Source organism: Streptomyces sp. NPDC039736 (assembly GCF_055596485.1).
Genome location: NZ_JBVIUQ010000001.1, coordinates 1126392 through 1139862, shown reverse-complemented (window position 1 = coordinate 1139862; position 13471 = coordinate 1126392). Strand labels below are relative to the sequence as shown.

Here is a 13471-nt window from a genome sequence, read left to right as displayed (position 1 = left end):
GGTTCCGTGTGCCGTACGCGAGGAGCCCAGCTCTCGAACCGCGAGCGTCGAGGACGCAACGAGGGCAGGCGTTCGGGCGTCGAGGTCGAAGGTCTGCGGCTTTGCAGGCCACGGGCAATTCCGCCGCCGCACGCTGCCGCCGTTCCTGAGCGAGGACGTTGCGGTCGCCGGCCCCCTTTGGTGTCCGCAACCCCGGTCACGGCCTTCACTGCCGAATCGTCATCAGCGGAGACGGAGCAAGCCCGGCGTCGCTGAGCCGGCAGGACCCGGGGACTCATCCACGACGCAAGGCGGATCGATGATCTACTCGTCGTGACTGGGTGGAGGGGGCTTCGCTGGTGGCCCCGGTAGTGGAGGTGGTGATGTCGGTGGGGCGGGGCTTGCGGGTCGCGGTGCTGGGTGGTGGCGTGGCGGGGCTGACGGCGGCGATGGAGCTGGCGGAGCGCGGCTTCGAAGTGACGGTGGTGGAGCCCGCCGGGTGGGGTGGCAAGGCTCGCAGTGCGTGGGTGGCGGGGACCGGTCGCGGCGGGCGGCTGGATCTGCCCAGTGAGCACGGGTTCCGGTTCTTCCCCGGGTTCTACCGGAGCCTGCCGGACACTCTGCGCCGTATCCCTGTCGACGGAAACACCGCAGGGGTGGCGGGGAATCTGCGGGAGGCGACACAGATGCTCTCCGCACGCTCGGGCCGGGTGGGTGAGCGGGTCACGGATGTGTCCGCGGCAGCGAGTACGCGCACTCCGATGGAGTTCCTGCGTGCGGTCGGGCTGGAGACGGGCGGCAGGGGGTTGACGAGCGAGGAACTGCTGTACTTCGCGAACCGGATGCTCGTCTACATGACGAGCAGTGACGAGCGGCGGCTGGGCCAGTGGGAGTCGACCTCCTGGTGGGAGTTCGCCGCGGCCGACGGTGCCTCCGAGGAGTACGTCAAGGCGTGCGTGGTGGGGGCGACCCGCACGGTGGTCGCGGCACGGGCCGAGGTCTGCAGTGCGCATACGGTCGGTGGGTTCCTGGAGGCTTTCAGTTTCGGGTTCCTCGGCCGGGGTGAGGAACTGCAGCCGGCGGACCGGGTGCTCAACGGGCCCACCAGCACAGCCTGGATCGACCCGTGGATCCGTCATCTGGCGTCCCTGGGGGTGCGGCTGGATCTCGGGTGGGGTGTCGAGCGGCTGGCCGTGAGCGGTCGCCGTGTCACCGGGGTCAGCCTGCGCGGTCCGGCCGGCCGGCGGCGGGAGCTGGAGGCTGACTGGTACGTCTGCGCCTTGCCGGTCCATCGCATCGGCGCGCTGCTGGACCGCGGACTGGCGGAGGCCGACGCCGAGCTGAAGAGCACGACGGGTCTGCACACGGACTGGATGGTCGGCATGCAGTTCTACCTGACGCAGCCGGTGCCGGTCACCCACGGCCATGTCCTGTTCCTGGACTCGCCCTGGGCGCTCACCTCGATCAGCCAGGCCCAGTTCTGGGACGGCGACTTCGCGGCCACCTATGGCGACGGAACGGTGGCCGACTGCCTGTCGGTGGACATCTCCTCCTGGGACACTCCGGGCATCCTGTACGGCAAGCCGGCCCGTGAGTGCAGCCGGGCGCAGATCGCGGCCGAGGTCTGGGCGCAGCTGTGCGACGGGCTCAACGGTGCTGGCCGGATGCGGCTGCACGAGGGGTTGCTGCACTCGTGGGAGCTGGATCCGGCGGTGCGGAATCTGGACGGGCCGGGGCGGGCCGTGAACGATGAACCGCTACTGATCAACACCACGGGTTCGTGGGCGGCGCGCCCGCGGGCGGTGACGGCGGCGGCGAATCTGTTCATGGCCGGGGACTACGTGCGCTCGCCGGTGAACCTGGCGACGATGGAAGGCGCGAACCAGGCCGCCCGCCTCGCCGTGAACGCCCTGCTGGAGACGGCCGGCGACACCGGGGGGCCCGCGGCCGTGCACGCCCTGCACCAGCCCGGGGAACTGCGCAGGCTCAAGGAGGTGGACGCCGAGCTGTTCGCGCAGGGGCGCGCTCACCTCATGGACGGGCCGCCTCCCTGGGCGGTCAGTGGACGCGTCTGATCACGGCGGTGCACAGCGCTTCGAGGTCTTCGAGAGCTGAGGGCACGGTGGTGAGGCGGTGCAGCCGGTCGCGTGCGGCTGTCGCATGCTGGGCGGCGCGGTCGCTGGTCCAGCGCCTGCCTCCCGCCTCCTCGACCAGGCGGGCGAGGTCGGCAGTGTCGCCGCCGGGCTGCGAGTAGAGGCGGGCGAGTTCGTCGCCGGCCGGGGTCCGGGAGGTCAGCGCGGCCACCACGGGCACCGACATCTTGCGGTTCTTCAGGTCGTTGAAGACGGGCTTTCCGGTCACCGCGGGGTCGCCCCAGACACCGAGCAGGTCGTCCACGAGCTGGAAGGCCATGCCGAGGTCGTGTCCGGCCTCCGCCCACTGGGCGCAGACGGACCGGTCGGCGCCTCCGTAGAGGGCACCCAGGCGGCAAGCGCAGGCGAACAGCGAGGCGGTCTTGCCCGAGACCATCTCCAGACACTCCGCCAGGGTCACCTCGCTCCGGCCTTCGAAGACCAGGTCCAGGCTCTCGCCGACCGCCAGTTGGATCAGCACGTCCACCAGTGCGGCCGACGCCTCACGAGCCACCGGGCCATCCATCTCGTCCGGCCCGTCCGTCTGCGACAACACGTCGAACGCGGTCAGCATCATCGCGTCCGCGGACCGGGCCGCGGACGACGGACCGAAAACCTGCCACGCGGCCGCACGGTGGCGCCGCACCGTGTCACCGTCCAGGACGTCGTCGTAGAGAAGTGACAGGTTGTGCACCATCTCCACCGCCGCGGCCGCCGGCACCGCCCGCCGGTCCACACCTCCCACCGCACGCGCACACGCCAGAGTCAGGGCAGCACGAACGTACTTGCCGCCATGCCGTGCGCCCTCCCTCGACCAGCCGAACTGATAGGCAGCCACCTCCGCAGCGGGCCCCTGAAGCGACCCCACCCACCGCCGCAGCTGCCCCTCGCAAGCATCGCCCGCGCTCCGCAGCACCTCATCGACCGCGCCCACCGTCAAACCCCCCTCGTCAGCTCCACACGAAACCATGCGCCTCCCCGTTCGGCCGCCTCGCCCCCTCCGGTACACGTCGTGGCGTTCATGTTCCCGGAGCAGTGCGGGGTGCGGGCGGCGATACCGCCGGGCGGCAGCAAGGTGCCGTCGGAGCGGCGGAGGCCTTCGCCGTCATGGCGCAGACCACCGTATTCGGGGCGGTGGGCCAGTGGGTATCGATGATGCTTGTGGAGCGACCCGAAACTTCTGTTACCCAATGCCCGGAATGTCCACCTAGGCTCGTCCCTGGTACGTGATCAAGTCGATCGCCGGCAAGGACTGAGGAGTGCGGAGCATGACTGAGAACACGCTGCAGGGCAAGGTCGCCGTCATCGGCGGTGGCGAGAAGAACCTGGGCGGCCTGATCAGCAGGACGTTCGCGGAGGCCGGGGCGAAGGTGGTGGTGCACTATCACACCTCCGAGAGCGACGCCGAGCAGACGGTGAAGGCCATCCAGGAGGCCGGAGGACAGGCCGTCTCCGTCCAGGGGGACCTGACGAAGGTCGCCGACGTGCGGCGGCTCTTCGACACGGCGGTGGACACCTACGGCGGCGCCGACATCGCGGTCAACACCACCGGGATGGTGCTGCGCAAGCCGATCCTGGAGACCACCGAGGAAGAGTACGACCGCATGTTCGGCATCAACGCGAAGGCGGCGTACTTCTTCATCCAGGAGGCCGGGCGCCGACTGAACGACCACGGCAGGATCATCAGTCTTGGCACGTCGCTGTTGGCGGCCTTCACCGACGGCTACTCCACCTACGCCGGCGGCAAGGCGCCGCTGGAGCACTTCACCCGGGCGGCGGCCAAGGAGTTCGCGGACCGCGGGATCTCCGTGAACACGGTGGCTCCGGGGCCCATGGACACGCCCTTCTTCTACCCGCAGGAGACTCCCGAGCGGGTGGAGTTCCACAAGTCGCAGGCCATGGGCAACCAGCTCACCCGCATCGAGGACATCGTCCCGATCATCAGGTTCCTGGCCACCGAAGGATGGTGGTTCACCGGTCAGACGATGTTCCCCAACGGCGGCTACACCACCCGCTGACCCTTATGGTCACGCAGAGGGTGCACCGGCGGCGGGCTCCCGGCACGGTCCGGCCCCGCCCTGCGTGCAGCACCAGGTGGTACTGCTGACCGCACAGACGGCATGGCCCGTCCTCCGGCCCGGTTCACGGCGGCCGGTGGGCGGGCCATGCCGGTGGTTCCCGGGGAGGCGTACAGCACGAACACCGATGTCCTCCAGATCCTCGATCGCGATCAGCGCGCACCGATGCGGCTGCCGTTCTGTCTGCGGCGTCCCGGTCCGGCGGGCAGTACGGTGCCGACCGGTGACACCCCCATGCGTGCAAGACGGAAGACGTGATGATCGACCGTTGCTGCGGGCGGGACCCGGGCGAGGGACACCGGGACCCTGCGCCTCCCTCTTCGCCGCGCCGACCGCACCTGGCACAGACCTGGAGCGGTCCTTGACGACTCCGGCCACCATGGCCCCCATGACGGCCAGCGACCCCACCCCCATCATCGAGCCGAGAGGCGTTGAGGTGCGACTGGACCTGAACAAACTCGACCATCTGATCGCCGTCGCCGAGGAAGGCAGCCTCACCCGCGCCGCCGCCCGCCTCCACCTGTCCCAGCAGGCCCTGTCCACCTCCATCCAGGTCCTCGAACGTGAAGTCGGGGTGCCGCTGCTGGAGCGCGGCAGCACCGGTGTCACCGTGCTGCCCGCCGGAGCGGCGCTGCTCGAGGACGCCCGCGTCCTCATCGGTATGACCCGCGCTGCCCTGCATCGCGCCCGCCACATCGGACGCGGCGAGATCCAGACGCTCCGCATCGGCCACACCCCCGCCGTCACCGGCGACGAACTCGTCACCCTGCTCGCACCAGTGACCGACGCCCACCCCGACATCACCCCCGAGATCCACCAGCGCTACCCCTCCGAGCTCACCGACGCCCTCCTCGCCGGCGACCTCGACATCGGCCTGTGCCGCGGCATCACGCCGGCTCACGGTCTGACCCGCACCACCCTTGGCCACCAGCGCCTGCACATCGCCGTCGCCTCCGACCACCCCCTGGCCGCCCGTACCTCCGTGGCACTGTCCGAACTAGCCGGCGAATCCTTCCTGGTCTGGGGCGCACCCGGCCACTCCGGCTACACCGACCTCCTCATCGACCACTGCCGCAACGCCGGCTTCGAACCGAACACCGAGCGCACCACCCGCCAAGGCACACCGCCCGCCACTGCCGTCATCGGCACCCGCCACCTCGCCTTCGTCACCACACCACCGGGTCCCGCAGCAGGCGGCAAAGCGTGCGTCCTCCACCTTGAACCCTCCCTTTACGCGCCACTCCACGCGCTCTACCTCCCCCACGTCACCTGCCCCAGCCGCACCACCTTCCTCACCCACGTGAGCGGGTTCCCCGCGTAGTACCAGGTCCTCGGAACAATTGGGCTGACCACACGCTCACGGAAGATTCAGACCGAGAGGACCACGAAGTCCCGCCAGGCCCCGCACCTGCCAAATCCCGCTGCCGCCAACCGCCCACACTCCTCTGCACCTTCAACCCTCCGCCATCTCGGTGACGCTCCGCGTGGACACGGGCCCTGCGCCCGCGCTCCCGGTCCGGCGGGCACCTCGGCAAGCACCGGAACGGCGGGCAGAGCTTGGTGGAGCCAGCCGCGGGCGACGGCAGTTCCTCTTGCAGGAGTGGAGTTGGTTGTTCCGGACGGGTTGTGGGAGATGGCGAGGCCTCTCATCCCGCCGTCGAAGGTGCGGCCGCAGGGTGGTGGGACGCAGGACACGCCTGATGAGACATTGTTCGCGGCGATTGTGTACGACCGCCGTACGAGCCGTAGGGGACGGCGCAGGGCCGGGCGGTTCTGCTCGGCGGTCAGGCGGGAACGTCGGCCCGGTTCAGGACAGCGGCCATCTCGTTCTCGGGGAGCGCAGGGTTGGCACCCGCGCTGGAGGCCAGTTCAGGGACATGAAGCGCCTCGCGGAGCCGGTGGAGCGGCAGGCGCGGGTCGCCGGCCGCCGCCTGGCGTGTCCAGACCGCGGGGTCATGGCTGAGCCGTTCGATCAGCGTGGGCGTGGCGGCCGGGTCCCGGACAGCCAGCCGTCGGTACTTGCCGTCCGGATGGTCCGCGTAGCGCGCGGCGAGGCCTTCGCGGGGGAAGCGGGGGTGCGTCTCCGCCACCGGGTCCTCGACGCGCCGGCCATGCCGCCTCGCTGATCGATCAGGCCGTACGGGAGACCGCAGCAGCTCTCACTGCCGGAATGGCGCCAAAGGATCTGGAGCGCTGGGTCCGTTTGTCGGCCGATGTCCTGGGCGGGCACTCTCGGCCCGCTGCAACGGGCGGCCGAGAAAGGAACGGTGAACAAGTGTCAGTGCCTAACGCTGTCGGGGATCTTAAGAAGTCCCGTTCTCCAGTGCTCGGTGTCCTCAGGACTCGTAGGGTTCTGGTCATGGTGATGGCGACTGTCCGATGGTGGAGCGACGAAGAGGGGTGGGGGGTGCTCGACTCGCCTGAGACTCCCGGCGGCTGTTTCGGCCACTACTCCGACATCCAGATGACCGGCTTCCGCGCTTTGTCGCTCGGGCAGCAGGTAAACCTCACGTGGGAAGCCCCCGGCTTCAAACAAGACGGTTACGACTACCGAGCGGTGAGCATCGTGCCTCTGTCGGCCTGACCTCCTGCGTCACCTTGAAAATGATCAGCTCGGCCTGCGGGTGGGTGGCGACGCGCCAGGACCGGGGCCGCGGGATGTGCTGCCAGTCGAGGAAGCTCTGGAGGGCTGTCGGACTTCGGGGCCGCTTGGTCGGCGCCGGTGGCAGGCGGAGGTCGATGCATTCGAGGCTGACCGCGATGGCGGTCAGGACGTACTGGACGTGGGCCTTGCCCTCGCTGCGGCGCGACCGCCGCACGGGGAACCGCATCCGCAGCGGACAGCGGGGCCGGGGCAGCCAACGCCACAATGCCGCCGACGATCCCCAAGGGAGCTGTCGACGGCCCGGCCCGCAGGCCGTCGCAGGCCTCCGCCATGAACGTACGGGATGGCTCCGACAGCATGATGCGTGCTCTGCCTCGAAGAACCACACCGCATCTCGGCCGGCCGGCGGGGAGGCCTCGGGACGGGGCGTGAAGAGCTTACGTCCCTGTGCCATGAGCGGGCCGGTGGTCGGGAGCTCCCAGGGCGCGCAGCAGGAAGGGAAGCAGTTCAGCGATCATGGCTTCACCCGCGCGGGCGGGAGCCTCGGGGGCACACGTCTCGGCGGGACGCGGGCGCGGGGTGAGGAAGACCCGGCTGACCATGGCGCCGACCACGAGGTCCGCCAGGACGTGCGGATCGGCCACGGGTGATATTTCGGCACGGTTGACAGCCCGCTCGATCAGTGCATCGGCCCGGTCCCTGACGGGCTGGACGACGGCGTCGTCCAGGACCCGGGCCAGGGCTCGGTTGTGCGCGGACTCGCCGATCAGGACGTGCAGGAGCCTGCCGCCCGGTCCGTCCAGGGTGCGGGCCTTGTCGGTGAGGAGGGCGGTGAGATCGCCGGACAGGGTGCCGGTGTCCTCGCCCGGGCCGAGGTCGTGGGCCCAGCGGACGGCGGTTCCCACGACGAGGTCGTCCTTGGACTTCCAGCGGCGGTAGAGGGTGGCAGTGGAGACTCCGGCGCGTTTGGCGACGGCTGACGTGGTCAGGCCGCCGTAGCCCTTCTCGTACAGGACCTCCAGCGTGGCTTCGAGCAGCGCGCGGTCGAGAGCGGCGTCCCGGGGTCGACCACGGACGGCTCCGGGGGTCCCGGTCGGCCTGGCGGGGGCGCAGGATTCAAGAGGTTCGGTGAGGTCGACGGGTCCGGTGGGATGAAGAGGGGTCGCGTGCCTCGGGCGGCCTGCTCGCCCGGGGCCGCGATCGGCCTGCTGTCCGGACGGCCCCGACGGTTCGGACTGCGCGGACGGCGCGGCGTCGCCGTGACGGGGGTCGCGATCGGCATCGGAGTGGATTGTCACACCGTCATGATATACGAAACGAAAGCTTTTCGTTTCGTATAAGCTGGAATCCATGACCCCCCACAGCGACACCACCACCGCCCACGGAACCGCCCCCCTGGACGCGCCCCGGCTCGTCGACGGGCTGCGTTCCGTCTTCGCGACCGGCCGCACCAAGCCGGTCGCCTGGCGACGCAACCAGCTCGAAGCACTGCGCACCCTCCTCACCGAGAACAGCGACGCACTCCTGGCCGCGCTCCACGCCGACCTCGGCAAGGGCCCCGAGGAGGCGTACCGCACCGAGGTCGGTTTCACCGTGAACGAGATCGACCACACCCTCGCCCACCTCGACGCCTGGCTCGCCCCGCGGCCCGCAGCCCTGCCCGAGCGGCTGCTGCCCGCCGAGGGCAGCGTCGTACGGGAGCCGCTCGGTGTCGTCCTGGTCATCGCGCCCTGGAACTACCCGCTCCAGCTGGCCCTGGCACCGGTGGTCGGCGCGTTGGCCGCAGGCAACTGCGTGGTCGTCAAGCCCAGCGAGCTGGCGCCCGCGACCTCCGCCGAGATCGCACGGCTGCTGCCCCGTCACCTCGACCGCGACGCGGTCGCCGTAGTGGAAGGCGCGGTCCCCGAGACCACCGCCCTCCTGGAGCAGCGCTTCGACCACATCTTCTACACCGGCAACGGCACGGTGGGCCGCATCGTCATGACCGCCGCCGCCAAGCACCTGACCCCGGTCACACTGGAACTCGGCGGCAAGAGCCCGGCACTCGTGGACGAGGGAGTCGACCTCGCGGCGGCCGCCCGGCGGATCGTTTCGGGCAAGTTCCTCAACGCGGGTCAGACCTGCGTCGCCCCCGACTACGTGCTGGCCGTCGGTGACACCGCCCGCGCCCTGGAACCCCACCTCGCCGCAGCCGTCACCGAGTTGTACGGGACGGACCCCGCCGCCCGCACCGAGTACGGACGGATCGTCAACGAACGTCACTTCGACCGGCTCACCGGACTCCTGGACAGCGGACGCACGGTGATCGGCGGCATCCATGACCGTGCGACGCGCTACCTCGCTCCCACCGTGCTCGCCGACGTCCGGGGTGACTCCCCGGTGATGCGGGAGGAGATCTTCGGCCCGGTGCTGCCTGTCGTGCAGGTCCCCGACCTGGACGCGGCGCTGGCGTTCATCAACGGGCGGGACAAGCCGCTCGCGCTGTACGCGTTCACCGACTCGCCGACCACGAAGCAGCGGCTGCTGACCGAGACCTCGTCAGGTGCGCTCACCTTCGGCATCCCGGTCGCGCACCTGACCGCTCCGGAACTCCCCTTCGGCGGCGTGGGCGAGAGCGGAATGGGCCGTTACCACGGCGAGTACTCGATCGACACCTTCAGCCACAGCAAGGCCGTACTGGACAAGCCCCTGCCTGCCACGACCGGCTGACGGGCGGGACGCAGGCCGACACGACCGAGAGCCGCACCTGCGCCGCGCCGGTGCGGCTCAGGCCTGCTCGCCCTGGTCCGGAACCTTTCCGGTCCCGATCGTGCCGTCCAGGCACTGAGGCCGTTTCTCAGCGATCACCTCGCGGCCCAGATCACGGGGACCGCTTCAGTCCCTCCCGGCGTGCCACGCATCACGCTCGGGCCTCGGAGGCGTCCTGTCGTTGCCGTGGTGCGCTGGGGTTGTCGTCATTGCGTGCGGTGGTCGGTACGGGCAAGGCTCGGTGCGGCAGCGCCAGGCTTCGGTACTCCCCGGAGCCATGCCGTACGAAGCCCGGAACGCCCGGCTGAACCCGGCGGCGCTCGTCAGGCCCCAGCGCACCCCGACGGCGTACACCGGCAGAACACTCAGGCCCGGTGCCACGAGGTCCTGAGGGCACCGCTCCAGCCGGCGTCGCCTGATCCGGGCCGCAATGGCCCCTGGGGTGAGGTTCGAGGAAGGGTTGTCCTCGATAAAGGCGTTGACGGCTGACAGAAGGACCTGTCGGCGTGTCTCCGGTGGCCGGTACTCCTGCAGGAACATCTCGGTGAGGAATCCGTTGGCCGGGTCGAGACCGGTGGCGCCGAGCGGGGTGCCAGTGCTTTCGTCCAGGGACGCCGCTTCCTCCGCCGCCGTTTCCCGGTAGTGCGCCAGGATTCTGCTCATGCCGGAGCCGACCGGGAGTACGCGCCGTGGGTGGGGCGGTGGGCGCGTTGGCCCAGCGTGCGGCCCTGGTACCCCCAGGGGGCCAGAGCGGGTCGCGATCCAGGGCGGAGCGGGCGGTTTCCCAGTGGGCCGCAGTCGACGCCGAGACCGGTATTCGTGTCACCCCGGGTCAGGACGCGATGGCGAGCAGACAGGCTTGCGGAATGCTCAGGTCTTGGTGGAGGAGTTCGGCGGGGTGGAGAGTTGGGGGTCGGTGAGGGTGCCGCCGTGCAGAGGTACGGAGGCGTAGACCTCCCATTCGAGAGCGGCAGCCTCGGCCACGGGGCCGCGCCCGGCGAGGGTCTGGTCGAGCAGTGTGAAATCGACCAGGGACATGGGGAGTTGTATGGCCCTCAGGCGGTGGGGGTCGGTACGTCAACAGCCATGGGACGACTTCAGTCAGTGGCCTTGGTGGGGTCCGGAACGCTGTGTCGCGTGAGCGCCCAGAGCGCAAAGGCGAGGCAGCTGATTGCGGCGCCGAGCGCACATACGGCACCCCAGCCGGCCATCGCGTAGAGGGAGGTCGCGGCGATGGCACCGGTGGCGCTGCCGATCGAGTAGAAGACCATGTATCCGCCGATCAACCGACTGCCCGCCTCCGGGCGCAGCGCATAGATCAGGGTCTGGTTGGTGACATGGACCGCCTGCACGGCGAGATCGAGGAGGATCACGCCGACGACCAGGGCCCAGAGCGAGCTGCGGGTGAAGGCCAGGGGCAGCCATGAGGCAGTGAGCAGCGCCAGGGCGGCACCGGTGGTCCGTTGGGAGAGCCCGCGGTCGTTCAGGCGGCCCGCCATGGTCGCTGCCAGGGCACCTACGGCTCCGACCAGGCCCAATGCCCCGATCGCGGTGTGGGAAAGGGAAAGCGGGGGCTCGCTGAGCGGTAGCGCGATGCTGCTCCACAGGGTGCTGAAGGCTGCGAAGATCAGCAGGCCGAGCAGGGCCCTGAGCCGCAGAAGCCGTTCCCGTGCGAACAGGGTGATCGTGGAGCGCAGGAGCTGTCTGTAACGCAGGGATGTCGGCGGGACATCGTTGTGGCGCGGCAGCACTCGGTGCAGGACCAGGGCGAGCAGAGCGGTGAGCGCCGCTGAAGCGAGGTAGACGGAGCGCCAGCCCGCGAGGTCGGCCATGAGGCCGGACGCGGTGCGGGCGAGCAGAATCCCGACGACCACGCCGCTGGTGACCAGGCCGACGACGCGTCCGCGCCGGGCGGGAGGAGCCAGTGACGCCGCGAAGGCCACCAGCGTCTGCGTGACCACCGCGAGAAGTCCCGTCGCGGCCATACCCGCGAGCAGGATCGCGGCGGTGTGGGCGGTGGCGACCGCTGTCAACGCCACCACCAGGAGAAGCAGCTGGGCCACGATGAGCCGTCTGCGGTCGGCCACGTCGCCCAGCGGCACGAGGAAGAAGAGTCCCAGCCCGTATCCGACATGCGTGAGGGTGACGACGCTGCCGACGAGTGCCGGGCTCATGGCGAGGTCGTGGCCCATGGTCACCAGGAGCGGTTGGGCGAAATAGACGTTGGCCACCGCGGTTCCACAGGCGATGGCGAACAGTATGACCACGCCACGGGACAGGACGAGCCTGGAACCACTGCCGTGGGCCGCGGACCGCGGTGTCACAGCCTCACAGTTGCTGAGCATTCAGCACCCCTCCGCACATTTGGTTTCATCTTGCTACCGGTAGCGACCGTAGCTTCCTTTGGTAGCATCTTGCAACCAGCGTGAGAGTGGAGGACGGCATGGTGGCAAGGACGCGCTTCAACGACAGCGACTGTCCCGTCGCGCGGTCAGTGGACGCGATCGGCGACTGGTGGTCTCTCCTGATCGTGCGAGATGCCTTCGACGGGTGCCGTCGCTTCGGGGAGTTCCAGCGCAACCTCGGCGTGGCAAAGAACATCCTCACCGCGCGCCTGCGCGCCCTGGTGGCCGGCGGTGTCCTCGAATCCGTTCCCGCTTCGGACGGCAGTGCCTACAGCGAATACGTACTGACCCCGAAGGGCAAAGCCCTCTTCCCCGTCATCGTGGCATTGCGGCAGTGGGGTGAGCAGAACTTCTTCGCCCCCGGCGAACCGCACTCGCAGATGGTCGACAGCCGACAGGGACACCCCCTTCGCCCCCTGGAAGTCCGGTCGGCGGACGGGCGACTGCTGAACCCCGACGACACCACCGTCCACAAGGTCTCCACCCGGTGATCTGAGCCGGAGGAACGGCGTCGGCTCACCGACCCCTCACATGTCCGTCATTCCGACTCCCGCGGCCGGGTGCACCTGCTGCCCCAGACCCGTCAGCTGCGTGCCCTGCACACCGTCGTGCGTGACCGTGACGCCCGTCGCGAGGACTTCGTCCGGTACGCACGCAGGATCATCCGCCTCCTCCTGGAACACGCCCTGGACCAGCTTCCGTTCGAGGAGCACCAGGTACGCACCCCGGTCGGCGAGAGCTACCCGGGGCTGAGGTTCACACCGAAGCTGTGCGCGGTCCCCGTCATCAGGGCCGGGGAGAGCGGGGAGGCCGAGCTGCGCGAGCTCCACCCCTCCATACGCATCGGCAAGGTGCTCGTCCAGCGCGACAAGCAGACGAAACTGCCGCGGCTGTTCTACCCCCACCTCCCCTCGGACATAGCCGAGCGTCATGTGCTGCTCCTGGAGCCGATGCTCGCCACCGGAAGGTCGGCCAACGCGGCCATCGGGGTGCTGCTGAAAGCGGGCGTGTCCGAGGAGAACATCGTCCTCGTCGACTTCCTCGCTGCGCCCGAAGGCATCCGGACCGTCCACGGAACACACCCCCTCGTCCAGATCGTCACCTCCTCCATCGAGGAACGGCTCAACGAGCACGCGTTCATGATCCCGGGCATCGGGGACTTCGGGGACCGCTACTTCGGCACGCCGGACGCCGGGGCGGTGCGACGAGCACCGTCTGCCATTCGCGGTCAACCGCGGCGGACGGACCGGTGCGCGGTTCCTTTCCGCAGATGCACTCCCCCGCGTCCCTCCGCAGGCACGCGCTCGCCGGTGTGCCTGTTCAGCCGGTGGAGGCGTTCGTCAGGTCGATGACCAGCCGGATGACGACCTCGCCGTCCACGGTGCGGGTTCGCTCACGGATAAGGCGGTTGAGGTGGCGCACTGCGGTTCCGGCGGGAGCACGCGAGTGAGGGGCGGGTCGGCGGTGCGTCGGTCCACAGGGCTTCGGCGGCGGCCAGGAGCTGGGCGTCGGTGGCGGCCGGGG

At 69.7% G+C, this 13471-nt stretch carries 12 protein-coding genes and 2 pseudogenes; 8 read left to right on the top strand and 6 right to left on the bottom strand.

The window, feature by feature from the left end:
- The first annotated feature begins 338 nt into the window (after positions 1-338).
- Positions 339-2054, top strand: coding sequence for a hydroxysqualene dehydroxylase (locus tag ACZ56L_RS04815; RefSeq protein WP_468684911.1), 1716 nt, complete (start codon positions 339-341; stop codon positions 2052-2054).
- On the opposite strand, the gene ACZ56L_RS04810 is transcribed toward ACZ56L_RS04815, so the two are convergent.
- Positions 2038-3081 (bottom strand): polyprenyl synthetase family protein, encoded by a 1044-nt coding sequence (locus ACZ56L_RS04810; protein WP_471061527.1) that lies wholly within the window; start codon positions 3079-3081, stop codon positions 2038-2040. The two genes, ACZ56L_RS04815 and ACZ56L_RS04810, sit on opposite strands and share 17 nt — an antisense overlap.
- 298 nt (positions 3082-3379) lie before the next feature.
- On the opposite strand from ACZ56L_RS04810, the gene ACZ56L_RS04805 reads away from it, so the two are divergent.
- From ACZ56L_RS04805 to ACZ56L_RS04795, 3 genes and pseudogenes are all read left to right on the top strand, one after another.
- Positions 3380-4129, top strand: a complete 750-nt coding sequence (locus ACZ56L_RS04805) for an SDR family oxidoreductase (RefSeq protein ID WP_468684906.1) — start codon at positions 3380-3382, stop codon at positions 4127-4129.
- Positions 4130-4625: 496 nt separating this feature from the next.
- A complete protein-coding gene (locus ACZ56L_RS04800) occupies positions 4626-5510 on the top strand; it encodes a LysR family transcriptional regulator (protein WP_471061713.1) in 885 nt (294 codons plus the stop codon).
- A 312-nt stretch (positions 5511-5822) separates the two neighbouring features.
- A pseudogene (locus ACZ56L_RS04795) lies at positions 5823-5918 on the top strand (IS5/IS1182 family transposase); the annotation flags it as partial.
- 55 nt (positions 5919-5973) lie between these two features.
- On the opposite strand, the gene ACZ56L_RS04790 reads toward ACZ56L_RS04795, so the two are convergent.
- Positions 5974-6279 carry a hypothetical protein gene (locus ACZ56L_RS04790; protein ID WP_471061722.1) on the bottom strand — a complete coding sequence of 102 codons (306 nt, stop codon included), beginning with the start codon at positions 6277-6279 and terminating at the stop codon, positions 5974-5976.
- A 269-nt stretch (positions 6280-6548) separates the two neighbouring features.
- Between ACZ56L_RS04790 and ACZ56L_RS04785 the strand changes: the two genes are divergently transcribed.
- Positions 6549-6773, top strand: coding sequence for a cold-shock protein (locus ACZ56L_RS04785; protein ID WP_401759676.1), 225 nt, complete (start codon positions 6549-6551; stop codon positions 6771-6773).
- A 458-nt stretch (positions 6774-7231) separates the two neighbouring features.
- Here ACZ56L_RS04785 and ACZ56L_RS04780 read toward each other — a convergent pair whose 3' ends face one another.
- Positions 7232-8092, bottom strand: coding sequence for a TetR/AcrR family transcriptional regulator (locus ACZ56L_RS04780; RefSeq protein WP_471061523.1), 861 nt, complete (start codon positions 8090-8092; stop codon positions 7232-7234).
- A gap of 52 nt (positions 8093-8144) precedes the next feature.
- Between ACZ56L_RS04780 and ACZ56L_RS04775 the strand changes: the two genes are divergently transcribed.
- Complete coding sequence (locus ACZ56L_RS04775; protein WP_345218967.1) at positions 8145-9503, top strand: aldehyde dehydrogenase family protein; 1359 nt, start codon at positions 8145-8147, stop codon at positions 9501-9503.
- 165 nt (positions 9504-9668) lie between these two features.
- Here ACZ56L_RS04775 and ACZ56L_RS04770 read toward each other — a convergent pair whose 3' ends face one another.
- The 3 genes from ACZ56L_RS04770 to ACZ56L_RS04760 form a co-directional block, all read right to left on the bottom strand.
- Positions 9669-10205 (bottom strand): hypothetical protein, encoded by a 537-nt coding sequence (locus ACZ56L_RS04770; RefSeq protein ID WP_471061520.1) that lies wholly within the window; start codon positions 10203-10205, stop codon positions 9669-9671.
- 207 nt (positions 10206-10412) lie between these two features.
- The gene (locus tag ACZ56L_RS04765; RefSeq protein ID WP_471061517.1) at positions 10413-10580 is read right to left on the bottom strand and encodes a hypothetical protein; all 168 of its coding nucleotides are present in this window, start codon (positions 10578-10580) and stop codon (positions 10413-10415) included.
- Between the two features lie 59 nt (positions 10581-10639).
- Positions 10640-11887 (bottom strand): MFS transporter, encoded by a 1248-nt coding sequence (locus ACZ56L_RS04760; protein ID WP_471061514.1) that lies wholly within the window; start codon positions 11885-11887, stop codon positions 10640-10642.
- A 98-nt stretch (positions 11888-11985) separates the two neighbouring features.
- On the opposite strand from ACZ56L_RS04760, the gene ACZ56L_RS04755 reads away from it, so the two are divergent.
- Entirely contained in the window at positions 11986-12438 is a 453-nt protein-coding gene (locus ACZ56L_RS04755) for a winged helix-turn-helix transcriptional regulator (protein ID WP_345218963.1), read from the top strand.
- A 69-nt stretch (positions 12439-12507) separates the two neighbouring features.
- Positions 12508-13146 (top strand): annotated as a pseudogene (gene upp, locus ACZ56L_RS04750) (uracil phosphoribosyltransferase); the annotation flags it as partial.
- Between the last annotated feature and the right edge of the window lie 325 nt (positions 13147-13471).